General features: G+C 59.6%; 19 protein-coding genes. 11 read left to right on the top strand and 8 right to left on the bottom strand.

The genetic code is table 11. The annotated features are described in order from the left end of the window. Positions 1-29: 29 nt before the first annotated feature. The 5 genes from JOY50_RS13585 (at position 30) to JOY50_RS13565 (ending at position 5761) form a co-directional block, all read left to right on the top strand. Entirely contained in the window at positions 30-1244 is a 1215-nt protein-coding gene (locus JOY50_RS13585) for an MFS transporter (RefSeq protein WP_243055404.1), read from the top strand. A 95-nt stretch (positions 1245-1339) separates the two neighbouring features. Further along, positions 1340-2689: a carbohydrate porin gene (locus JOY50_RS13580; protein WP_138736395.1), complete on the top strand. Its 1350-nt coding sequence runs from the start codon at positions 1340-1342 to the stop codon at positions 2687-2689. 9 nt (positions 2690-2698) lie between these two features. Continuing rightward, the gene (locus JOY50_RS13575) at positions 2699-3904 is read left to right on the top strand and encodes an MFS transporter (protein WP_081237941.1); all 1206 of its coding nucleotides are present in this window, start codon (positions 2699-2701) and stop codon (positions 3902-3904) included. Between the two features lie 40 nt (positions 3905-3944). Beyond that, positions 3945-4928, top strand: coding sequence for a fumarylacetoacetate hydrolase family protein (locus JOY50_RS13570; protein ID WP_243055403.1), 984 nt, complete (start codon positions 3945-3947; stop codon positions 4926-4928). Positions 4929-4972: 44 nt separating this feature from the next. After that, positions 4973-5761: a cyclase family protein gene (locus tag JOY50_RS13565; protein ID WP_132845583.1), complete on the top strand. Its 789-nt coding sequence runs from the start codon at positions 4973-4975 to the stop codon at positions 5759-5761. 96 nt (positions 5762-5857) lie between these two features. On the opposite strand, the gene JOY50_RS13560 is transcribed toward JOY50_RS13565, so the two are convergent. The 3 genes from JOY50_RS13560 to JOY50_RS13550 all read right to left on the bottom strand — a co-directional run bounded on the left by JOY50_RS13560 (position 5858) and on the right by JOY50_RS13550 (position 10208). Beyond that, a complete protein-coding gene (locus JOY50_RS13560; protein ID WP_243055402.1) occupies positions 5858-6793 on the bottom strand; it encodes a VOC family protein in 936 nt (311 codons plus the stop codon). Positions 6794-6809: 16 nt separating this feature from the next. After that, positions 6810-7967 (bottom strand): S9 family peptidase, encoded by a 1158-nt coding sequence (locus JOY50_RS13555; protein WP_138736392.1) that lies wholly within the window; start codon positions 7965-7967, stop codon positions 6810-6812. Between the two features lie 534 nt (positions 7968-8501). Further along, on the bottom strand, positions 8502-10208 hold the full coding sequence (locus tag JOY50_RS13550; RefSeq protein WP_202877129.1) for a DUF5597 domain-containing protein: 1707 nt from the start codon (positions 10206-10208) through the stop codon (positions 8502-8504). A gap of 840 nt (positions 10209-11048) precedes the next feature. Between JOY50_RS13550 and JOY50_RS13545 the strand changes: the two genes are divergently transcribed. Continuing rightward, a complete protein-coding gene (locus JOY50_RS13545) occupies positions 11049-12386 on the top strand; it encodes an aromatic acid/H+ symport family MFS transporter (protein WP_132845577.1) in 1338 nt (445 codons plus the stop codon). Between the two features lie 25 nt (positions 12387-12411). Next, positions 12412-13668, top strand: a complete 1257-nt coding sequence (locus JOY50_RS13540) for a gallate dioxygenase (protein ID WP_132845573.1) — start codon at positions 12412-12414, stop codon at positions 13666-13668. A 32-nt stretch (positions 13669-13700) separates the two neighbouring features. On the opposite strand, the gene JOY50_RS13535 is transcribed toward JOY50_RS13540, so the two are convergent. After that, the gene (locus tag JOY50_RS13535) at positions 13701-14906 is read right to left on the bottom strand and encodes a LysR family transcriptional regulator (protein WP_138736443.1); all 1206 of its coding nucleotides are present in this window, start codon (positions 14904-14906) and stop codon (positions 13701-13703) included. 155 nt (positions 14907-15061) lie between these two features. On the opposite strand from JOY50_RS13535, the gene galB reads away from it, so the two are divergent. From galB to JOY50_RS13520, 3 genes are read left to right on the top strand one after another with little or no spacing between them, the layout of a single operon-like run. Then, positions 15062-15796: a 4-oxalmesaconate hydratase gene (gene galB / locus JOY50_RS13530; protein ID WP_132845571.1), complete on the top strand. Its 735-nt coding sequence runs from the start codon at positions 15062-15064 to the stop codon at positions 15794-15796. Then, complete coding sequence (locus JOY50_RS13525) at positions 15793-16509, top strand: 4-carboxy-4-hydroxy-2-oxoadipate aldolase/oxaloacetate decarboxylase (RefSeq protein ID WP_132845566.1); 717 nt, start codon at positions 15793-15795, stop codon at positions 16507-16509. The genes galB and JOY50_RS13525 overlap by 4 nt, the downstream gene beginning before the upstream one ends. 2 nt (positions 16510-16511) lie before the next feature. Continuing rightward, positions 16512-17591 carry a 4-oxalomesaconate tautomerase gene (locus JOY50_RS13520; RefSeq protein WP_243055401.1) on the top strand — a complete coding sequence of 360 codons (1080 nt, stop codon included), beginning with the start codon at positions 16512-16514 and terminating at the stop codon, positions 17589-17591. Between the two features lie 80 nt (positions 17592-17671). Here the strand turns inward: JOY50_RS13520 and JOY50_RS13515 are convergent, their stop codons facing one another. From JOY50_RS13515 to JOY50_RS13505, 3 genes are read right to left on the bottom strand one after another with little or no spacing between them, the layout of a single operon-like run. Continuing rightward, positions 17672-18256, bottom strand: a complete 585-nt coding sequence (locus JOY50_RS13515) for an isochorismatase family protein (RefSeq protein WP_197898325.1) — start codon at positions 18254-18256, stop codon at positions 17672-17674. Positions 18257-18293: 37 nt separating this feature from the next. Then, positions 18294-19130 (bottom strand): pirin family protein, encoded by an 837-nt coding sequence (locus JOY50_RS13510; RefSeq protein ID WP_243055400.1) that lies wholly within the window; start codon positions 19128-19130, stop codon positions 18294-18296. 11 nt (positions 19131-19141) lie between these two features. Continuing rightward, entirely contained in the window at positions 19142-20206 is a 1065-nt protein-coding gene (locus JOY50_RS13505; RefSeq protein ID WP_243055399.1) for an alkene reductase, read from the bottom strand. A gap of 99 nt (positions 20207-20305) precedes the next feature. On the opposite strand from JOY50_RS13505, the gene JOY50_RS13500 reads away from it, so the two are divergent. Continuing rightward, on the top strand, positions 20306-21187 hold the full coding sequence (locus JOY50_RS13500) for a LysR family transcriptional regulator (protein ID WP_243055398.1): 882 nt from the start codon (positions 20306-20308) through the stop codon (positions 21185-21187). Between the two features lie 162 nt (positions 21188-21349). Here JOY50_RS13500 and JOY50_RS13495 read toward each other — a convergent pair whose 3' ends face one another. Further along, on the bottom strand, positions 21350-22903 hold the full coding sequence (locus JOY50_RS13495) for a UxaA family hydrolase (protein WP_243055397.1): 1554 nt from the start codon (positions 22901-22903) through the stop codon (positions 21350-21352). Positions 22904-22916 lie beyond the last annotated feature (13 nt).

Below are 22916 nucleotides of genomic sequence, written 5' to 3'. Positions count from 1 at the left end.
AGGCACCTCAAGTGTGCCAGGAGTCGATCATGTCCAATGCGGTCTCTAGCAGCAAGGGTTCATCAGCCGAGCGTAAAGCTGGCGCGGCCCAAGCGCTGATACTGGTCTTTACCACGCAACTGCCGATCATGGGATTGCTGTCGCTGATCCCCATCGTTCCATTGTTGTTCGAACAGTTTGGTAGCCATCATGAAGCGCGCTTCTTGATTCCGCTGCTAATCACCGCGCCCAGCGCCTGCATCGCATTGCTCTCGCCGCTGGCGGGGTGGTTGGCCGACCGCCTGGGCAGGCGCCGTCTGTTGCTCGCTGCGGTGTTTGGCTATGGCATCTGCGGGTTCGCTCCGTACTTTTTGCATGACCTCACCTCGATTATCATCAGCCGCTTTGGCCTGGGGACCACCGAGGCAGTCATCATGACCGTGGCAAACACCCTGATGGGCGACTTCTATCCGCCCGAGCCGCGGCGTAAGTGGCTGGCTGTGCAAAGTGCGGTGGGCTCCCTATCAGGCACGACGTTGATGTTCCTCGGCGGAGTACTCGGAGGCTATGGCTGGCAAGGGCCTTTCCTGCTTTACCTGCTGGCGTTCCCGATCTTTGCAATGTTGCTGTTTTTTACCTGGGAGCCGGTTGCCCATCGCGAGCCTTCAGGTTTTGCCGGCGCAGCTTGCTTTCCGGTGCGGAAAATGGGCGTCATTGCCTTGGTCACGCTGTTTTGTGCGGTGCTGTATTACGTTGAAGTGTTGCAGGTCAGTCAGGTGTTCCACTTGCTCGGTTTGACCAGCACAGCAGATATCGGCCTGGCTGGCGCGATTGCCGGGTTGGGTGTGCCGCTGGGCGCGCTGCTGTTCGCGAAGCTGTCGAAACAGGACATCCACGTTCATGTATTCACGGTGTTTACCCTGTTCGCCATAGGCCTGGTTGGGCTTGGCCAAGCCAGTACCATACCTTGGGCCGTTGGCGCAGCGTTTGTTGCGCAGGTGGGTTGCGGCATGCTGATCCCCGCGCTGATCAACTGGTGCCTGGGCAGCCTGAATGCACAACACCGCGGCCGTGGGGTGGGTATCTGGACGGGCGCATTCTTTATCGGTCAGTTCGTCAGCCCGTTTGCAGTCACTCTGCTGGCCTCTGCGTTCGGCGGTCTGGCGACAGCAATTGTCGCCATGGGTGGAGTTGCGTCGGTTGCGCTGCTGGTTGTCTGGTTTATCCCACGAAACCTGCGCCACACCTCTACGCAAACCGGCTGATCTACAACCACTGTCCTCCACTGCCTGGCTACAGGCGGTGCGGGCTTCTGCGCGCCTGAAACCTTGATCTATCAAAAACAATAAAGGATGGAGCTATGCAGTTCTCGAAGATGCTGTTTGCCTTGCTGTGCGTTGCAACCTCTCCTGTGGCGCTAGCTGTGACCCCGATGGCGGCCGAAAGCAGAACCGGCCCGGGTAACCTGCCACAAAGTGCCTTGCCTGCTGCAGCGGATGGCTGTCAGGACTTCGCCAAATTCATGCCACGCACCGAAGCGGTTCTTCATCAGACACAACCCTGCGAGACGATCGCTCCCGAATTGTTCGGATTGCGTTCGACGCTGGCCGAAAACGGTATGGGGCTGGCGCTGAATGTGCAGCCGAACTTCCGTTATGACGTACTCGGCCACAATGAAAAGCCACAGTTGTATAACGGACAGAACCCAACCTACCGGCAATCGACAACCTTCAAGTTGACGTACGACCTGACCCGCATGGGGTGGGGTGGCGATGCCCAGTTTGTACTGGGCGGCACCTGGGAGTCCGGGAGTTACAAGTCAGGCAACCCCAACTTCGCGACGATGTCCAGCTTCGCTGTCAATCAGCGCTTCTACGATGGCCGACTGGAGCTTCAATACGGCTACTACAACTTGATCCGTGAATACTACGGGATGGTCTTGGGTGGGAACTCTTCTGCGGCAGCGCTTGGCCCGACCAGTGTGATTCCGGTGCAACTTGGCTTGTCACTGTTTACCCCAAGCCCGGCGATTACAGTTGGCATCAAGGACTCGAGCAAACGTTGGTACAACCGCGCGTCTGTGGCACGGAGTGCCAGCCCCAACCGCTTTCAGTACGACCTGGACGAGAACCCAAGCGGTTTTGAAATCAAGGTCAAGGGTTCTCGCGCACTGCTGGTGGACGAGGTGGGTTACAAAATCGATGCGGGGGCTAATCGGCCAGCGTTCTGGGCGAGGGCAGGGGCGATTTACAACACCAGTCACTACAGCGACATGCGTAACGGCGGCATGACCGATAACAATTATGGCGGCTATGCGGCCGTTACGCATCAACTGACGCAGCCGAACAAGGCTGGCCCCCGAGGCCTGTATCTGGACGCCAAGATCAACTATGCCCCAGAGGACCGCAACCTCTACACCAAGGACTTCCAGCTCACGGCCTTCTACATCGGTCCCTTCGAGACACGCCAGCGTGACATGGCGTCGATTGGTTTTACCCGGAGCTACTTCAGCACGTACGCGCACGATGCGGTAGAGGCGGGGGGAGGCGATGCCGAGCGCACGTCGACTGCCTTGTCCGTGTCCTATGCGGCACGTATGACCCGTGGGGTGTATTGGGTAAACGGTCTTACTTACCAGGAAGGCCCCACGTTCTCGCCAGCCCGCGATGACGCGCTGATCTTCCAAACGGGTCTGAACCTGAGTTTCTGAGGAGTCTGAATGAAGTTCACCCACATCCTGCTGTTGGCCGGGCTGAGCATGCTTGGACCACTGGGCATTGACATGTACCTGCCTGCGATGCCGACCATCACCGAGCAAATGCGTGCTGCGTCTTGGCTCGTGCAGCTTTCGCTCAGCGCCTACCTGGTCGGGCTGGCAGCAATGATGTTGGTCTACGGAGCACTTTCCGATCGCGTCGGCCGGCGACCTGTCCTGCTGTGGTCTACGGCCGCTTTCAGCCTCTGCTCATTGGCGGTAGCCTGTTCGCAGAATGCGGAGCAGCTGCTGCTGTTTCGCGTCTTGCAGGGCCTATCGGCCGGGGCCGGAGGTGTTGTCGGCCGCGCACTGATTCAGGATACGCTGCAAGGGCCGGCAGCCATGCGCGCCATGTCGCAGGTAATCATGGCGTTCGTGCTGGCGCCTGCCATTGCCCCCCTATTAGGCGGTTATCTGCTCGATGCGCTGGGATGGCGCGCGGTGTTCCTGGCTCAGGCCGGGTTCGCTGCCGCGTTGTTCGCCTGGGCACTAGTGCAGCTTGGCGAAACGCTGCAGCCAGCGCATCGCGTACGGCTAGGTATGCGCGCCATGGGCCGCACTTACCTGACGGTCGCCAGGGACGCGCATTATCAGGCCATGGTCCTGGCCGGTAGCCTGACGTTCATGATCTTCTCACTCTACATCGGCGCCGCCGCCTGGTTTGTTCTGCAGGTACTGGCGTTGCAGGTAACCGAGTTCGGCTGGGTGTTCATTCCCCTGGTGGTGGGTGCCATGCTTGGCGCCGCTGTCAGTGCGCGGCAGGCCTCGCGCTGGTCACGCAGCAAGCAAATGCTGGTGGGCTACGGGCTGATGCTCACAGCCAGTGCTTGCAACTGCGCCTACTTCATTTGTACCGATTCGCCACAGGTGCCTTTCGCTGTACTGGCACTGGCGTTGGCGAGCTTGGCTTTTGCGCTGCTCAACCCATGCATCTGCCTGATGGCTGTGGAACGCCACGCCGGTTATAGAGGCATGGCCAATTCTCTTTTGTCGTTCGAGCAAACGCTTTTCTTTGCCGCGGTCACGGCATTTTTGTGCCCCGCCCTGGAGCCCAGTGCAACGGCATTGGCGGCGGCGCTGTTCGTCGCGGTGCTTTTGAGTGGTGTGATCATGCTGCGTTCCGTGACATCTGAACGGACTGTCGAACACGTGGCAGGCACCCCCTCATGACCGTTCAGTCTTTCTGCAAAGTTACAGGGAGCTTCTTGAAATGAAATTGGCAACGCTTCGAGATGGCAGTCGCGATGGCTGTCTGCATTTGATTTCCCGAGACCTCACACAAATGGTATGCGCCGCAGATATCGCACCCACGCTGCAAGCAGCAATCGAGCGTTGGGGCACTGTAAGCTTTGCCCTGGAGAAGCGCTATGAAGCTTTGAATGCTGGCCAGCTGGGGCATGCACTGGCCTTCGACCCACACCAGGCGATGGCACCATTGCCGCGGGCCTGGCAGTGGCTAGACGGCTCGTGTTTTCTGAACCATGCCGACCTCATGCAGCGCGCATATCAACTTGAACCGCTGGATGGCATCGAGTCCATACCGTTGATGTATCAAGGGGCTGGGGATGACTTTCTGGGGGCAACGGATGGTCTGGCACTGCCAAGCGACGCACATGGCATCGACTTCGAAGGCGAGTTTGGCGTGCTGGTAGATGAAGTGCCGATGGGCTGTTCGGCCGATCAGGCGCTTGGCCATATCCGCCTGTTGGTCCAGCTCAACGACGTGAGTTTGCGCGCGCTAGGGCCGCGCGAAATGAAAACCGGCTTTGGCTTTGTGCAAGCCAAGTCGTCCTCCAGCTTTGCTCCGGTGGCGGTTACCCCTGACGAGCTGGGTGACGCCTGGCACGAGGGCAGGGTGCACTTGCCATTGAGCGTGGAGTGGAACGGCGAATGGTTCGGCCACCCCCACGGTGGCGCGATGAATTTCGGCTTTCATGAACTGATCGCTCATGCTGCGCTGACTCGGCGCTTGAGCGCAGGCACCGTGCTCGGCTCCGGTACGGTATCCAATGCCGATCGCAATGTCGGCTCGGCATGTATTGCCGAGCGCCGCGCCATGGAGATGTTGGAGCAGGGTGCGGCACGGACGCCGTTCATGCGCTTCGGCGACCGGGTGCGCATGGAGGCAAGAGACCTGCAAGGGCAGGCCTTGTTTGGCGCGATTGATCAGCGTGTGGTGCGCGCCGGTATTTGACTGAGCGCTGCCAACCCTCAACTCATTCTTCAAGGACTCAGCGCATGACGCTTCCAGGCAAACGACGCCTCGTCGACCTCTCCGTGACGTTGGATAACAACCCGTACACCGACCCGCCGCCGTTACTACCGCACATCGACTATATGGACCATCAGCAGGGATGGCCGGAAATGGCGGCGATGTTCCCCGGCCTAACCCTGGAGCAGTTGCCCGGCAAAGAGTCCTGGGCGGCAGAGCGGCTGACCCTTACCACGCACAGCGGCACTCACATGGATGCGCCATGGCATTATGCGTCGACCACCGACGGCGGCAAGCCAGCTTTCGGTATCGATGAACTGCCCTTGGACTGGTGCTTGCAAGCTGGTGTGAAACTGGATTTTCGTCACTTGCCGGATGGGCATGTGGTAACTGCAGCGCAAGTTGAGGCCGAGCTGCTGCGTATCGAGCATGACTTGCAGCCGTTGGACATCGTGTTGGTCAACACCCGCGCAGGTGAATTGTTTGGACAACCTGGTTATCTGGACGCCGGGGTCGGTATGGGGCGTGAGGCCACGCTCTATCTGCTCGATCGAGGCGTCAAGGTGGTGGGCACCGACGCCTGGAGCTGGGACGCGCCGTTCAAATACACCCGTGAACGGTTCGCTGAAAGCGGTGACGCCTCGTTGATCTGGGAAGGGCACAAGGTAGGTCGGGATATCGGTTACGGCCAGATGGAAAAACTCGCAAATCTTGCGGCGTTGCCAGCCAAAGGCTTTCTCGTTTCGTGCTTTCCCTACAAGATCAAGCATGCTTCGGCAGGTTTCGTAAGGGCGGTAGCGATTTTCGAACAGTGATGAGCGGGCCCTGCAAAAAGGCGCCAGCTTTGATTCTGGGACATAAAAAAGGGCTAAGTCTGGGATACAGACTTAGCCCTTTGTCGTTATGTGCGATCAATGCTTGGGTGGCGGCCCCCCTGGCGCCCATTTTTCCTGGTGACTGAACAGGAAGTACTGCGAGTTGTCGGCACCCGGCAGCGCCTCGCGCGCAGCCCAGTCGTCATCATGCAGGTCCATATCCGCGTCGTACTCTACGTGGCAGCCCAGCGGGCTATTGAAATACCAGAACCAGTTCGACCCCAACTGATGACGTCCCGGGCCCCAGAACGACTCATAGCCTTTCTTGACGAAACGGCTACCGGCTAGTAGCACTTCAGTCGGGCCGCCCAAGTGGAAGGTGAAATGTTCGATACCCTTCAGGAAGGGTGGGGTCTGGATCAGGAACAAGGTGTGGTGATCGAGTGTGCCAGCAGGCCGCAGGAACGGCCCCACCCCAGTGAATCGGTCAGTGCAGACGAAACCGAGTCGAGCATAGAACGCCTCCGCCTTGGCGTAGTCGGGCACGAAGTACACGACATGCGACAGGCTACGCGGGAGAGCTTCGATCGCGTCGCTGGCTCCCAGGTCGTTGACTGGACGGCCACTCTGCGCCCCCGGCGCATTACTGATCTCGCCGGGGAGCTGGAGTGCTTGACGACGAGTGATCTGAAAGCCCAGCGCGAAGCCCATGTCGTCCACGGCTCGCAGTACCCCATCTTCACCGCGGACAACGACACGGTCCTTGCTCAACTCGGCTTCGATGGCTTGCAAGGCTTGTTCGTCGGCGACCCCATAGACGGTTTCGCGAAGCATAGTGGCGGTTTCCATGGGCGCTGGCAAACGCCCGTCACTGCGGTGACGGACAAGCACACCGGTGCCGTCCAGCGCCTCCAGGTAACCACCATGCTGATCTACATCGACGGGCTTGAGGCCGTAGTCGGTCAGGTACTTGACACACTGCTGGACGTCGTCCACGCCAAACACCAGGTAATCGGGTCCAATGATGTTCATGATTGTCTCTCTTCTGTCAGGCCGTGCGGCCGCCAAGGGTCTGGGCAACCCAGTCAGCAATGAAGTGTCCCGCGTTTATGGAGTTGTCGAAGCTCGAATGCTGTACGCCGCCTTCGCGCGCGGTGAAAATCTTCAACTCGCGCTTGGGGCTGTTCACCAACTGCTCGAAGGTGCGGTACGCCCACTTGACTGGGATCTGCGAGTCCTGCTCGCCATGGGTCACCAAGAACGGCACCTTGATCCGCTCGACTACACCGTCGAGATGAACGTTTTCAGCGATGCTCATGAATTCATCGATGTCTTTACCGCCCCAGACCCAGCGCACGTGATCCCAGTAATGTGGCACGGGGAAGTCGCCTTCTCGCTCCAGGCGACGTTGCTGCACGTCTCGCCAATCGTGGTTGGCGCCCCAGACCACGCCGCAGGCAAAACGGGGCTCGAAGGCGACAATCCTCGGGCAGTAGTAACCGCCTAGAGAAACGCCTTCGCAGCCAATGCGCTGGGTATCTACATCGTCACGCGTCTCGAGCCAGTCGAACACGCGGCTGCCCCAATGTTCAGCGTCGTAGCGCGCTTTGAGGCCATGCAAACGGAGCGCCTCGCCGGTCCCGGGTTGGTCGAGTATGAGCGAGGCCACACCACGCTTGGCCAGCCAGGCTGGTAGCCCAACTCGATATTTCATCTCTTTTACGGAGTCCAGGCCATTGAGCTGTACCAGCAAGGGGGCACGCCCGGTTACACCTTCGGCGCGTACCAGTAACCCAGATAGCACCCCATCTGCATAAGGAATCTCGACACGTTCGCAGTTCTCTCTCGACAGATCGACGCCGCGGGCGAAGGTGTCCAGAAACCGTTGGTAGAGGGCAAGCCTACCGGGGGTGTTGTGCGCTTGCAGGCGCTCGCATGTCAGGTAATAGATGGCCGCTCTATTGTACTTTTCACCGGCAGACAACCTTCGGCCCAAGGCAAGGTCCTCGCTTGCGAGGTCGCACAGCTTGTCTGCCATTTTCGACCACGTTTCGCGAAACGCCTGGGTACCTGCTGCGTCCGGCTGCTTTGCGGCGTCCTGCAGGGGTTCGCACATTTCGACGATTTCGCCGATACGGGCACCCATTTCCAAGGCAAGATCCACGGACAAGTTCCACGCGTAGTTGGTGGGGAAGTATCGGAACATGATTATTATTTTCCTCTTGGAGCTAAACGACTAACAACACGCGTTCAACAGGTGCTGGTAGCTGATGCCCAGGAAGCGCGGGCTTCCCACGCTCACCCCGCAGGTGCAGGTTTGAGTGATGCGCTGCCACTGAGCTAATCCTGGAATTCCAATACTAGAATCACAATTCTGATTTAGCCAGCTTTTTTAGGTTTTAATCGCTGTTAACACCGTGCTTTGCTGGACAGCGGGCAACCGTACCGAGGGCTGCTGCCGATGCGCTCTGCTTCCAATTTGGGCTTGCTAAGCGTCCCATGCCTGGCTGTGTAAGATCACATCGCGGTGCGGAGGGGGGGCAACCTGCAGCGCAAGCGGGAGGTAGATCGTCAACAGGTGATCGTTGACGCCAGCGCCGCAGGCATTTGTTAGCCGCGTGTGTGGTCGCATGGTGGTACCGCAAGGGAGTGCTGACCTGTTCTTCGACGCTGCCAACCGTGAATAGGGCAACTGTGAGGTTCGATGCTAGGGCCGCCCAAAGCCCTAGCACACCAAGGCTTAGTGACGTATCAGCTTGATCTTAGCGATACCGAAGCGATCCGGAGGGACCAGTCGCAAGCGTTGATCACCGTTCAATACGCGGCCTGCGACCCACTTGCCCGCTTGGAAGCTACCTTCCTCCACGCGAGAAATCTCTACAGACTCCTGACTGCCTTGCTTGGGTTTGAACTCCAAATAAAGATCACGGCCCACGATCAGAAATTCGTCGCTACCTGTTTCAATGATCAAGCCGCTGGGACGCAGGTCGCTACTGTCGGGAGCAACGCTCGAGTCAGCTTGCTGTTTATTGGCTCTGCGATCCACTGGCGGAGGGACCCCCATGTCACGCAATTTAGTCAATAGGCTTTCATGTTGGCCTTTAACCGTAATGGTGTAATTATCGAACGTGAATTGTTCCTGGCTGGTGGGCTCGAGCGCGAAACCGCGAATTTTATTGTCCGCCTGTGCACGCGCAATCACTTCTGTCATAGGGCCTAACAGGCCGTAAACCTCTGCGATCTCGTTGCCCAGAAACCCGTCCTCAATGCCGAAAGGTGAAAAGCCGACGCCGCGGTAGAGGCCGATCGTTTTGAATAAATTGCCCACGATAAATCGAGCCTCGGGGACGAACAGCATATTGTCGGAAGTTGTGTATTGGCTGGCCCATGCATCGAAGTCATCTACGTAGATGTCGGGTGACAGCCAGTCAAGCTGGGGTGCCCCAGCGGTCCAAATATCCATTACCTGCGGCACCGGCCCCCCGGAAGGGTACGTGCCTGCGCTGTCCTGTGGAGCTTGTGGGCCCAGCCAGGCGTTGGCATACATCGGCAGTGGAAGTTGTTTCTTGCCCGCAGCGGCGACTGTATCGACAGACCGTGCCTGGTGCCACGCCATGAAAATTTCATCTCCCCTCATGTCGTCACCAAATACTTCAGGCCACGTGCCGGTAGTCCGGTAACCCTGCTTGGCCCATGCCTCCTTGATAAACGGCGATAGGGCTTGCTTGTTGTGTTCAAGGTGAGCCATCAATTCGCTTGGCACCTCACGCTTCCAGGCCTCTTCTGCTTCCGGTGAACGCTCACGGCTATCGCCGAGCAGCCCCGTTTCGTTTTGCACCTGAACGGCGATGACTGTGTGTTGTTTGTCATGTGTCGCAAGAAACTTCAGCACTTGAGCGAACGCGTTGGCGTCGGCGTCGAGCGTCGATTGGCTGAAAATGCTGAGTACCGGCAATTCACCTTGTTTTTGCTGCAGGCCGGGCGAGCCGATAACGGTGCGAGGGAACCTCTTGGGATCAGCCCGCACCCAGTCAGGGGCATAGGTCGAGCGCGCATTTTTCTTGCTACCGAACCACAATAGTACTATCCGCATGCCTCTGGCCTGAGCCTGAGCTAAGTGATCCTTGATTAAAGCGAAGTCAAAACGTCCCTCCTCAGGCTCAGTCAACTCCCAGTAGATGGGGATGATTGCAGTGTTGACGTTGAGGGCCTCCATTTTGTCCCAGGTGGCTTTCATATACTGAGTGTTTGAAGCCGAGGAGTTATGCACCTCACCGGCAAGTGCGATGTAGGGGCGATCATCGACCATGAGCTGCAATAGCCCATTGTTACGACGTACTTCAGGGGCTGGCGAGTCTTTCGCATAGGCGCTACCCAAGCCCAGTGTCGCGGCCATTAACAGCCAACTCATGCCCTGCCGAAGCGGGGATCTCGTGCCTTTGTACATCAAAATGTCCTCATTATTTTTCTTGGGTGCAGCGCATGGCCATCCGGGCGCTCATGCTAATAGAATAATTGTTCTACTAATTAGGGCTTTTCGAAAGGATAATTCGGAAAGTCCATGGGTAAATATAGAACGCCAATTCCATTTGTCGCACGCTAGCATTGGGAGCGGAGGGCGTCAATCGTAAAGCACCGGGGGGAACGCGTGTGACACGAAGGGGGGGGTAGAAGCACCAGCATTGTCAACGATGAAGTGAATCGTCATAACCGCGGTGCGCGTAGGTCGACGCCAACTAGGGTTTGTCCCCGGCAACGTCTGCTCAGCAGCCGGGTGGCTTGCAGCATGAGCGAAAGTATCAACATACCGGGGAGCGATATTGCCCAAATCAGCGCCGTCAGGCGTGTTACTCGTTGTGGCAAGACTACGACGAGACCCAGCGCCCCTCGCATGATGAGGAGGCTTGATATGCCGATCATCCGCATCGAGTTGAGTTCAGGATGCAGCCGGGATCAATAGAACCGCTATGTCGAAGAGGTCACACGCTTAACGGCGGAGATCTTCAGTAGTAAACCGGACTCTGTAGACATTCTCTTCGTGGAGATTCCTCCATGCGAATGGGCTCGCGGGGGGCGCTTTCTCCCTCAGACGCCAGAATAACGTGCAAGTGCTCAACAGCTTTCCATTCATCCAATAAGAAAAACAGATACCTGCTTAAGGATTTCATGGAGGCGGGGAAGGGATGCCCGCCTTAGAGTCACCTTCGTCCATAAGTCAGATGGCGCTTGCCCTCGCGGCAAGCCCATCGCCTCGGCTTGGTCCCTACAAAAACAAGAAGGTGAAAGCATGAGCAACGAAGCGGTCGATATCAAGGCATGGATCGACGACCGACCAGTATCCCGGTATCAGTGGCACATCATGGCCCTGTGCTTTCTGGTTGTTCTGTTCGATGGTTTCGATGTGGCGGTGATGGGTTTTGTCGCACCTTCATTGATCCAGGAGTGGGGCCTTACCCGGGCTGCTTTTGGCCCGGTCATGAGCGCCGGCATGGTAGGCCTTGCGATTGGCGCTTTGACCGCAGGCCCTTACGCTGACCGCTTGGGTCGCAAACGGGTGCTGCTGATCGCCGTGACTGGGTTCAGTGTGCTGAGCCTGGCCTGCGCTTTTGCCCGCAACCCCTACGAGCTGGGCATGCTGCGTTTGCTCACCGGGGTAGCGTTGGGTGCAGCGCTGCCGAACACCACCACTTTGCTGTCTGAATACCTGCCAGAGCGGAATCGCGCGCTTTTCATCACCATCATGTTTACAGGCTTCAACATGGGTTCCGGGCTCGGCGGTTTTCTGGCTGCCTGGCTGATCCCGGCGTATGGGTGGCATGCAGTATTGCTCGCGGGTGGCATCATGCCGCTGGTACTGCTTCCGCTTCTTTGGTTGTGGTTGCCTGAATCGGCACGGTTCCTTGCTGCTCGCAATGCACCTGCTGCCGAGATCGCCAAGGTGTTGAACCGGCTCGGTGGTGCGTTCACTGCCGCTACGCGGTTCATCGTCAGCGAGGGCCAACCGAATCACAAGGCACCGGTACGCATGCTGTTCACCGGTCAGTTCCGTTTCGGCACGCTCGCGCTGTGGAGCACCTATTTCATGGGCCTGCTGGTGATCTACCTGACCATGGGCTGGATGCCCACACTGTTGCGTGACAGTGGCTTGTCAATCGAGCGGGCAGCCAGCATCACAGGCTTGTTCCAGCTCGGCGGTACCGTTGGCGCCATTGCAGTGGGCTGGGCAATGGATCGGCGCAACCCCAATCGCGTGATTGCCGGGGCTTATGTGCTAGGTGGCTTGTGCATCCTCTTGCTGGGCGCCACCAGCCTGGAGTCGACGCTGCTTGCCGTTGGGGTCACCGCAGCCGGGTTTTTCATGAGCGGGGCGCAAACCGGGCTCAACGCGTTTGCGCCTGGCTACTACCCAACAGATTTTCGCGCTACCGGGGTCAGCTGGATGCTAGGGATCGGGCGTTTTGGGGCGATCTTCGGCTCGCTCATTGGCGGCGCAGTGTTGAGTATGGGCTTCGGTGTTCCCGTGCTCTTCGCGTTGTTGAGCGTACCGGCCTTTATCGCTGCGATGGCGATCCTGGCCAACGGCCATGCCCGGCGCCGGCCAAGCCACGCCGCAGTGGCCCAGTAGCTTCATTCAAGTAAAGGAACATTCCATGGCACGTATCATCGGCGGCCTCGCCGTCTCTCATACACCCACTATCGGGTTCGCGGTCGACCACGACAAGCAGCAAGATGCGGCGTGGGCGCCCATCTTCGAAGGGTTCGAGCCAATCAAGGCATGGCTCGATGAGAAAAAGCCCGACGTCCTCTTCTATATCTTCAACGATCACGTGACGTCGTTCTTCTTCGACCACTACGGTGCTTTTACCCTTGGCGTCGACGAGCATTATGAGGTTGCAGACGAGGGCGGAAACCCTCGCGATCTGCCAGCGGTGAATGGCCATGCGGCACTTTCCCGGCACATCGGCGAAAGCCTGGTGGCTGACGAATTCGACATGGGTTTTTTCCGAGACAAGCCGCTTGATCACGGGTTTTTCTCACCCATGTCTGCGTTGCTTGCCTGCGACGACGGCTGGCCGGTAGAAATTGTTCCGCTACAGGTAGGCGTGCTGCAATTCCCCATTCCGAGTGCCCGTCGCTGCTACAAGCTGGGGCAGGCGCTGCGCCGGGCGATTGAAAGTTACCCAGAGGATCTCAAGGTGGCCATCGTGGCGACAGGTGGGGTTTCCCACCAGGTCCATGGCGAGCGCTGTGGGTTCAACAACCCCGAATGGGATGCGCAGTTCCTGGATCTGCTGATCCATGACCCGCTGCGCCTCACGGAAATGACCCTGGCCGAATTCGCTACGTTAGGCGGGCTGGAAGGGGCAGAGGTGATTACCTGGTTGATCATGCGAGGTGCGCTGTCATCCAACGTGAAGAAGTTGCACCAGGACTACTACCTGCCGTCGATGACAGGTATTGCAACGCTGCTGCTGGAGAATGAGGATCGACCGGTGCCCGTCGAAACCACCGCCCGGCACCTCAAGCACATGCGGCACCAGCTCGACGGCATCGAAAAGCTGGAAGGTACTTACCCGTTCACGCTGGAGCGAAGCGCCAAGGGCTACCGCCTGAACAAGTTTCTGCACCGCATGATCGAACCTGACTGGCGCGGTCGCTTTCTGGAAACGCCAGAGGCGCTTTTTGATGAGGCGGGTTTGAGCGAAGAAGAATGCGACCTGCTACGCCGCCGTGACTGGCGAGGGCTGATCCAGTACGGCGCAATCTTCTTCGTACTGGAAAAGCTTGCTGCGGTAGTGGGGGTGCCAAACCTGCAGGTGTACGCCGCGATGCGTGGGCAGAGCCTGGAAGACTTCATGAAGACGCGCAACCAGCAGGTGCTTTATTCGGTGGCTGGCAAGCCATAACCGAAATTGCCGGCGCGCCTTCTGTAATTTCTCTAGGCGGTTGCCTGCTCGCCCGTCACTGCGCGGATCATGTCCATCAGTGCCTGCGCTACTGGCGAGTGCAGGCAGCCGTTTCGGTATGTCAGCCCAATGGCGCGGGAAGTCTGTTTCAACTCGACAGGCAAGACACATAACTCGCCAGAGGCTATTTCTTGCTCCAACTGGTGTGCGGAAACGGCTGCGATCATGTCGGAACGCAGCAACAAACCTCTGATGATGGCCATATCGGCGCTTTCCACCACCGGGTGTGGGCTGGCCATGCCCAGTGCCGTGAAACATCCATCCAGCATCTGGCGCGCGGGTGAACCGGCCCTTGGCAATACCCATTTTGCGGTTGAAAGCGCGCTGTAGTTCAGGCTTTTGGCGAGTGGGTGGTGTTGCCGGGCCACAAGCACCATTTCTTCGTACAGCAGCTTCTCTCCTGTAAGGTCACTTGCGTAAGCCGCACTGCGCAACGCACCGAAGATGAAGTCCACATCGCCTGCGCGCAACTCGGTGGCCAGCAGGTCGAAAGGGCTTTCGTTGGTAATCACCTGGATATGCGGGTGGGCGGCCATCAGGCGCACGATGGCCGCCGGCAAGATCCGCGTTCGGCCCAGGGGCAGGGCGCCCACATGCACTACGCCTTGCAATTGGCCGTGAAGGGCTGAGATGTCTGTTTCCATGTGGCGCAGTTCATTGAGTGCACGCCGGATGGGAAACAGTATTTCGTGGCTCGTGCGGGTAGGTTGCAGGCCTCGAGGGGTTCGCTCGAACAGCGTTTGGCCACAGCCGCTCTCCATGACCTTGAGCGTTGAGCTGATGGCCGGCTGAGTCAAGCCCATGAGGTTCGCAACGGTCTGCATGTGATGCGTCTCGCAGAGGCTCACGAAAATTTGCAGCCGCTTGACCTGGAACAGGTACAGCGGCTCCACGGGCTGCTTGTCTGCCGGGGCAAGCAGCCGAGGTACAGAGCCGAGCTCCTCCAGCACCCTGCGCGCCCGCGGCAGCACGCGCTCACCATAGCCGGTGAGGCGCATGCCATTGGTGTGACGCTCGAACAGAGGCGCATTCAAGCGGGCCTCCAGCTCGGAGATCGAGCGTGTAACCACAGACTGCGCGCGGTACAAGGCTGATGAAGCTTTGGAAACACTCCCGAGCTCCGCGACGCGCACGAATGCCCGCACGTGCATCAAGCCTGGCAGCTCCCTGATTTCCATGGCGACAGTCAACTTTCTGCTTGAGGTGGCGTTGACTATGCCGATCCCAGACGAGGAGGGCAATAAGGAAAACGCATACCCCATACACCCGAACGCATTACTGCTTCAGTCAGGCCGAATGCGAAGCTGTGCCTATCGAAACAGGAGCACTCGCAATGACAGGATCACAACAAAACGCATTGGTTGTCAGCGCCCATTCTGCCGATTTTGTATGGCGTGCAGGTGGCGCCATCGCGCTGCACGCCCAGCAGGGTTACAACGTGCACATCGTTTGCCTGTCCTACGGCGAGCGGGGCGAGTCTGCAAAGCTTTGGCGAAAGGGCGACATGAGTGAGGGCAAGGTGAAAGCTGCTCGCCAGGAGGAGGCGATGGCAGCAGCCGAAATACTTGGCGCAAGTGTGGAGTTTTTCGACATTGGGGATTACCCCATGCGGGCTGACAAGGACACGCTGTTCCGCCTGGCCGATGTCATGCGCCGCGTCCAGCCGGCGTTCGTACTCAGCCACTCGCTGAAGGACCCGTACAACTACGACCACCCGCTGGCAATGAACCTCACTCAGGAAGCGAGGATCATCGCCCAGGCAGAAGGTTACCGACCGGGCGAGAAGATTGTCGGGGCACCCCCGGTCTATGCCTTCGAGCCGCATCAGCCCGAACAGTGTGAGTGGCGGCCGGATGTGTTCCTGGACATCACCGATGTATGGGACAAGAAATACGCTGCGATTCAATGTATGGCCGGGCAGGAACACCTGTGGGAGTACTACACACGTGTCGCCCTGCAGCGTGGTGTACAGGCCAAGCGCAACGTTGGCATCACCTGCCCCCGCAACATTGTCTACGCCGAGGGCTACCAGAGCACCTTCCCGCGCGTGACGGAGAGCCTGGCATGAGTACGCTCCTGGGAAAAACCGGCGTTGTCCTTCGCAACATCGAGCGAGCGGGCGCGGGCCTGGTGGACGAACTGGCGGCATACGGTGTTGCCACCATCCACGAAGCACAAGGGCGCAAAGGGTTGCTGGGGCCCTCGATATCGGCGATTCAGCAGGGCACTTCTGTCAGTGGCTCGGCCGTTACTGTGCTGGTGGCGCCCGGGGACAACTGGATGTTCCACGTAGCTGTTGAACAATGCCGTCCTGGCGATGTGCTGGTAGTGGCACCCAGCTCTCCCTGTACTGACGGCTACTTTGGTGACCTGCTCGCAAACTCGCTCAAGGCGCATGGTGTTCGTGCGCTGGTGATCGATGCCGGGGTTCGCGATACCCGTACCCTTCGGCAAATGGGCTTCCCTGTCTGGTCACGGGCGGTCAGCGCGCAAGGCACCATCAAGGAAACGCTAGGCTCGGTCAATCTACCGATCATTTGCGGCGGGCAGCTGGTCAACCCCGGTGACGTGGTCGTGGCGGATGATGACGGTGTGGTCGTTGTGCGGCGCGATGAGGTCAGGCAGGTGCTGGAGGCGACCCGTCGGCGTGCTGATCTGGAAGAGCAGAAGGCATTGCGCCTGGCCAGCGGCGAACTCGGTCTGGACATCTACAACATGCGTCCCCGCCTGGCGGAGAAGGGGTTACGGTACATCGACAGCCTGGATGAACTGGGAGAGTAGACATGGCCCAGACACGCATTCCCTGCCTGTTGATGCGCGGCGGCACGTCCAAGGCTGCGTGCTTTCTGGATAGCGACTTGCCGGAGCAGGGCGAGCTGCGCGATCGGGTGCTGTTGGCCGCCTTGGGCTCACCTGACAGCCGCCAGATCGACGGGATAGGTGGCGCAGACCCGCTCACCAGCAAGGTCGCGATCATCAAGGCGTCACGCCGACCCGACGCTGATGTGGATTATCTGTTCGCACAGGTGATCGTAGATGAGCCGCGTGTCGACTATGGCCAGAACTGCGGCAATGTCCTTGCTGCTGTCGGCCCTTTTGCAATCGAGCGCGGGCTGGTCACCGCGACGGGCGAGGCCACGCCAGTTCGCATTTACATGGAGAACACCGGGCAAATGGCAGTTGCGTACGTGCGCACGCGCGACGGCTGCGTCGACTATACCGGCGATGTGAAGATTGATGGCGTGCCGGGGGCCGGCGCACCGCTGGTCATTGAATTCCAGGACATTGCCGGCTCCAGTTGTGGGGCGTTGCTGCCGACAGGCAACACGCAGGATGTGTTCGATGGCATCGCGGTCACCTGCATCGACAACGGCATGCCCGTGGTACTGATGCGCGCTGAGGCATTAGGCTGTAGCGGTTACGAGAGCCCGCAACAGCTGGAGGCCGATTCGGCGTTGAGAGGGCGGCTTGAGAGCATCCGCCGGCAGGCCGGCCCGGCCATGAATCTTGGCGATGTCAGCCAGCGCAATGTGCCCAAGATGTGCCTGGTGTCGGCTGCTGCCTCGGGAGGTACGCTGAACACGCGTACCTTCATTCCTCATCGCTGCCATACCAGCATTGGCGTGTTCGGCGCTGTCAGCGTGGCGACGGCTTGCACGCTACCGGGGACGGTTGCTTCGCAAATTGCTGGCGTAGCGCTTCAGGACCGCATGCGCTTGTCGATCGAGCATCCCACTGGAGAGTTCACGGTTGAAGCAACTCTGCAAAAGGGCGAGCTTCTGGGTTGCGGGTTGGTACGCACTTCCAGGGTTCTGTTTGACGGGGTTGTTTGCATTGCGCAGTCCCTTTGGGAAGGACGGTAGCGGGTCACACAGGTGCGGGTGAAAGGAGCACCCCGTCAAGGCGATGAACGTCTCGCCGGGGTACTGTCACTGGGGCCGACTCAGCCGCCGAACGACTCCATGAGCACCTGTACCAGCTCACCGCCTTCAGGCGTTGCCCAACTGCCGGCCAGTTCGGCAATCAACTGGTTGGTGGTGGTCAGCGTTACACCTGCCTTGTCCATCCGGCGCAGCGCTATGTCATCGGCCATCGCGGTTGGGGACGCGCCGGCGTCGGCGACAACCTGTACCTCGAAGCCGTCACGGACCAGCGAAAGTGCCGGGTAGACGGTGCAGACATCATTGGTTACGCCAGCAATGATGAGCTTCTTGCGACCAGTCGCTTTGACGGCTGCGGCAAAATGTTCATCGTCCATCGCGTTGACGATGCCCAGGCGCTTGATGCGCCCCGCGAACTCGGCCGGGAGGATTTCTTCCAGTTCACTCAGCAACGGCCCTTGCGCATGCTCCTCCATGCTGGAGGTGAGCACCACCGGTAGCTTGAGAATGCGCGCCGCCTTGGCGAGCATCAGCGCATTGCGTTTGAGCTCATCGAAGGGCATGGATTTGGCCCAGCCCATGGTGCCAACCTGATGGTCGATCAGCAGCAGGGCAGCGTTGTCAGCATTGAAATTTTCATGAGTCATGATGATATTCTCGCTAAGTAGAGGAACGGTGGTTGGCTTATCGGGTGTGCAGGCTGCCGAACAACCCGCGTTGGTAGCGCTGCACGGCCTCGTTCAGTGCAGCTGGTGACGCCAGCGCCATTGGGCCTTGCCAATGAACCGGCTGATTCAGCGGTGTACCTGAAAAAACCACTGCCTTTGCGGCGCCGTTCTTTGCCTGCACCGTCACAACCCGCCTTGGCCCTTGGGGCAGATTCACTGGGGCCTTTGGGTCAAGCAGACTGAACGGCTGGCCGTCCACGGTCACCTCACCATCAATTGGCACGACGAACGCGACATGGCCGTCCGGGATTGGAATTTCTGCCTCGCTGCCCGCTTCCAGCAGGATGTCCAGCAATCGGACATCGGTGGGCAACGAGAGGGGGGAGGCGATCTCGCCGAAGGCCCCGAGGGGCACACGAATCTTCACTCCCGGCAGGCGTACAACGGGTACATCGCGTGCTTCCAGGCTGAAGGCATGAGGAGCCTGCGCCTGTTTGTCCTCGGGCAGATTGATGAAGATTTGCAGCATGTGCACGGTCTTGCCGGGCTCCGCTGGGACTTCTTCATGAACCACGCCGCTACCCGCCGCCGTCCAGTGCAAACCACCGGGCTGAATCACATTGCGATTGCCCAGTGAGTCCCGGTTATCGATCCCCGTTTCCGAATCCAGAAACAAATACGACACTGCCGAGAAACCCGCATGCGGATGCGCTGGGAAGGTCGGCCCGCTGATCCAGGCGTGATCCACGCCCAGAAACGGATCGATGGGTCTCGCAAACTGATCGCCACGAAGGCTCAACGCTCGGAACTGGCTGCCATGATTCATACGCTGCAGGCGTGCGGTGGGTAGCATGGTGGCGCTCCTCAGGCCCCTTGGGTCAGGGTTGGGTAATCTATGTAGCCTTCTGCGCCAGGCGCATAGAAGGTGTTTTTATCCGGGGCGTTGAGCTCGGCACCGACGCGCAGACGCTCTGGCAAGTCCGGGTTGGCGAGGAACGCACCACCAAATACGGCTGCATCCGCTTTGCCGCCGGAAATAAGCGCCTCGGCGCTTTCTTTGTTCAGGCCACTGCCGATCAGGTAGCTGCCATTGAAGAGCGGACGCAGTGCACTGTGGTAGTCGAACTCGGCACCAAACAGGGCGACGTGCAGGTAGGCGAGGTTGAACGGCCGCAGGTGCTTTACCAGGTAGGTGTAGGTCTCTTGCGGATTGGCGTCGACGATATCGTTGAAGTTCATTTCTGGAGAAATCTTGATACCCACGCGATCGCCGCCCACTTCCTCGACTATCGCGGCAAGCACTTCGAGAACGAAGCGGACGCGGTTTTCAACTGAGCCACCGTATTCGTCGTCGCGCTGGTTGCTGCCGCTGGACAGGAACTGTTCCGGCAAATAACCCGATGCTGCATGCAACTCCACGCCGTCGAAGCCAGCCTCGATAGCCCGACGAGCAGCCTGGCGGTAACCTTCAACGACGCCAGCGATTTCAACGATGCTCAGTGCATGCGGGATGACGAAGTCTTGCAGGCCGATAGCAGTATAGGTCTGACCTTCGGCCTTGATGGCTGAGGGTGCCCAGGGCTGGGCGCCGTCGATCAGCAGTGACGGGTGAGAAACACGGCCACAGTGCATCAGTTGCATGAATATACGGCCGCCACGGGCGTGAACGGCTTCAGCGACCTCTTTCCACGCTGCTACCTGTTCATCGGTTTCGATGCCAGGGGTCCGCACATAACCTTTGCCCAGCGCAACCGGGAAAACACCTTCGGAGATGATCAGGCCAGCGCTGGCGCGTTGCTCATAGTAAGTGGCGACGAGGTCGGAAGGGACGCCACCATCGTCTGCACGCGAACGCGTCATGGGGGCCATGACCACGCGGTTTGACAGGGTGTATCGGCCTACCTGGACCTGGGAGAAAAGAGAGTTCATTACAGTGCTCCTATGCGGTGATGGGGTTATCATCAATCAACGCGCTGCCGGGATAAATCCGGCTAAATTGAAATGACTGATCCATTTTTGGAGCAATGCTTGGAATACCTGAACGACATGGCCCTGTTCGTCGAGGTCGTGAAGATGCGCAGCTTTCGAGGCGCCGCACAGTCCCTGAACATGCCAAGCTCGACGCTTTCAAGGCGTATTACCAGCCTGGAAAAGCAGATAGGATTGCGCCTGCTCCATCGCACTACACGCAAGATCGAGCTGACTGAGGCTGGCCAGCTTTACTTTGATCGGTGCAAGCGCATTGTCGATGAAGCGAGGCTGGCGCATGAGCAACTGGGTGAGCTGCTTGCCAGGCCCAGCGGCCTGTTGCGCGCCTCATTACCGGTGGATTTCGCCAACATCTACCTGGCGCCGTTGATTGCGGACTTTGCCCGACTGTATCCAGGCATCACCTTTGACTTCGATCTGACACCCCGGCAGGTCGATCTGGTCAGCGATCCCGTGGATGTGGTCATTCGGATGGGCGAGCCGGCCAGCTCCAACTTGATTGCGCGAAAACTGGCCACCCTGCAACGCGGCCTGTATGCCTCACCTCAATATCTGGCAGGATCCGGTGAGCCCCGCGAGCCAGCGGAGCTTGTGCATCACGAATGCCTGCGAATGTCAGGGGCGAGCTCGGACAAGTGGACCTTGACCAGCGAGGGGGCTGTCGAACAGGTTCAGGTGGGTGGCCGCTTTGAACTGAACAGTGTGGGGATGTTGCGTCGACTTGCCTCGCTGGACCTTGGCATCGCACTCCTGCCTGCCGGTATCGCTGCTCCAGATGTCGAGGCTGGTGCTTTGCAACGGGTGCTGCCGCAATGGCAAGCGACGCCGGTACCCGTGTACGCATTGACAGAAACCCGACTGCTTCCTGCCAAAACCCAGCGCTTTATAGAGTATCTGCGAGATCAGCTGGAGCGGCCCTAGCGACGAACAACGGGGGCGCCCGCATGGCGCGTGAGCCCCCGATCTTGCGAGAGGTACCGGATCAATCCGCCAGGCATGAACGGCGCATCTCAACGTCAAGTAAACGGTTGATACCCAGAGGATTGGCGTTTCATGCTGGCGCCATTGATGACGGCTCGGGGATCAGGTGATGGCGCCGATCTGCCACGGCACGAACTCGTTCTGGCCGTAGCCATGCTGTTCGCTCTTGCTGCGCTCGCCCGAGGCGATGCTCAGCATCATCCGGTAGATGTGTTCGCCACGTTCTTCGATGGTCATGCTGCCGTCGGCAATGCCGCCGCAGTTGACGTCCATGTCCTCTTCCTGAGTCTCCCAAAGGCGGGTATTGGTCGCCAGCTTGATCGACGGCGAGGGTGCGCAGCCGTAGGCCGAGCCGCGGCCAGTGGTAAAGGCGATCAGGTTGGCGCCGCCGGCGACCTGGCCCGTGGCGGAGATCGGGTCGTAGCCGGGCGTGTCCATGAACACCAGGCCGTGGGCGCGCACCGGTTCGGCGTACTCGTAAACATCCATCAGGTCACTGGAACCGGCCTTGGCCACGGCACCCAGGGACTTTTCAAGAATGGTGGTGAGGCCGCCGGCCTTGTTGCCCGCCGAGGGGTTGTTGTTCAGCTCGGCGCCCATCCGCTGGCAGTAGGCTTCCCACCACTGGATGCGGGCGATCAGCTTCTCGCCCACCTGCTGGCTCACTGCCCGGCGCGTCAACAGGTGTTCGGCGCCGTAGATTTCCGGGGTTTCCGAGAGGATTGCGGTGCCGCCGGCTGCCACAAGGCGGTCGACCGCATTGCCCAGCGCCGGGTTGGCGGTGATCCCCGAATAGCCGTCCGAGCCCCCGCACTGCAGGCCGACCGTGAGGTGGCGGACGCTGACCGGCTGGCGTTCGACCTGGTTGGCTTCGGCCAGCAGCGACTTGACCTGGGCGATGCCGCTGGCAATGGTCTTCGACGTGCCGCCGGTGCCCTGGATGGTGAACGTGCGCAGTGCGTGGCTGCTTTGCAGGCCCTGGGCCGCCAGCAGGTCGGGGATCTGGTTGGTCTCGCAGCCCAGGCCGATCAACAGCACCGAAGCGAAGTTGGCATGCACGGCATAGCCGCCGAGGGTGCGGCGCAGCATCGCCAGCGCCTCGCCACCGGGGTCGACCGCGCAACCGACGCCGTGGGTCAGGGCGACCACGCCATCGACGTTGGGGTAGGGCGCCAACGCCTCGGGGTGGATGTCGCGGCGAAAGTGGTCAGCGATCGCCCGCGCCACCGTGGCCGAGCAGTTAACCGAGGTGAGGATGCCGATGTAGTTGCGCGTGGCTACCCGGCCATCGGCGCGCACGATACCCATGAAGGTATCGTCGTTGGGCGCCTGCTGGCCTTTGGCATCGACGCCGAAGGCGTAGTCGCGGGCAAATTCGCCCATCGCCAGGTTGTGCACGTGCACATGTTCGCCTGCGGCGATCGGCTGGCTCGCGAAACCGATGATCTGCCCATAGCGGCGCAGCGGCTGGCCCGCGCTCAGCGCGTGGGCAGCCACCTTGTGGCCCGCCGGGATCGGCTCGCGCACCACGATGCCCTCGTCCAGCAGCAGGCCTTCGGTCAGCGGCTGGCGTGCCACCAGCACATCGTCCAGTGGGTTGAGTCGAATCACGGCGTTGGCAGCGCTTGCACTACCTGTTGTTGTAATGAGTTGCATGGTGTTCACCTCA

This window comes from Pseudomonas sp. BP01, assembly GCF_022760795.1.
In the GTDB taxonomy this organism is placed as follows: domain Bacteria; phylum Pseudomonadota; class Gammaproteobacteria; order Pseudomonadales; family Pseudomonadaceae; genus Aquipseudomonas; species Aquipseudomonas putida_Q.
The sequence above is the reverse complement of the archived record's forward strand: the minus strand, read 5'-3'. Positions and strand labels throughout refer to the sequence as shown.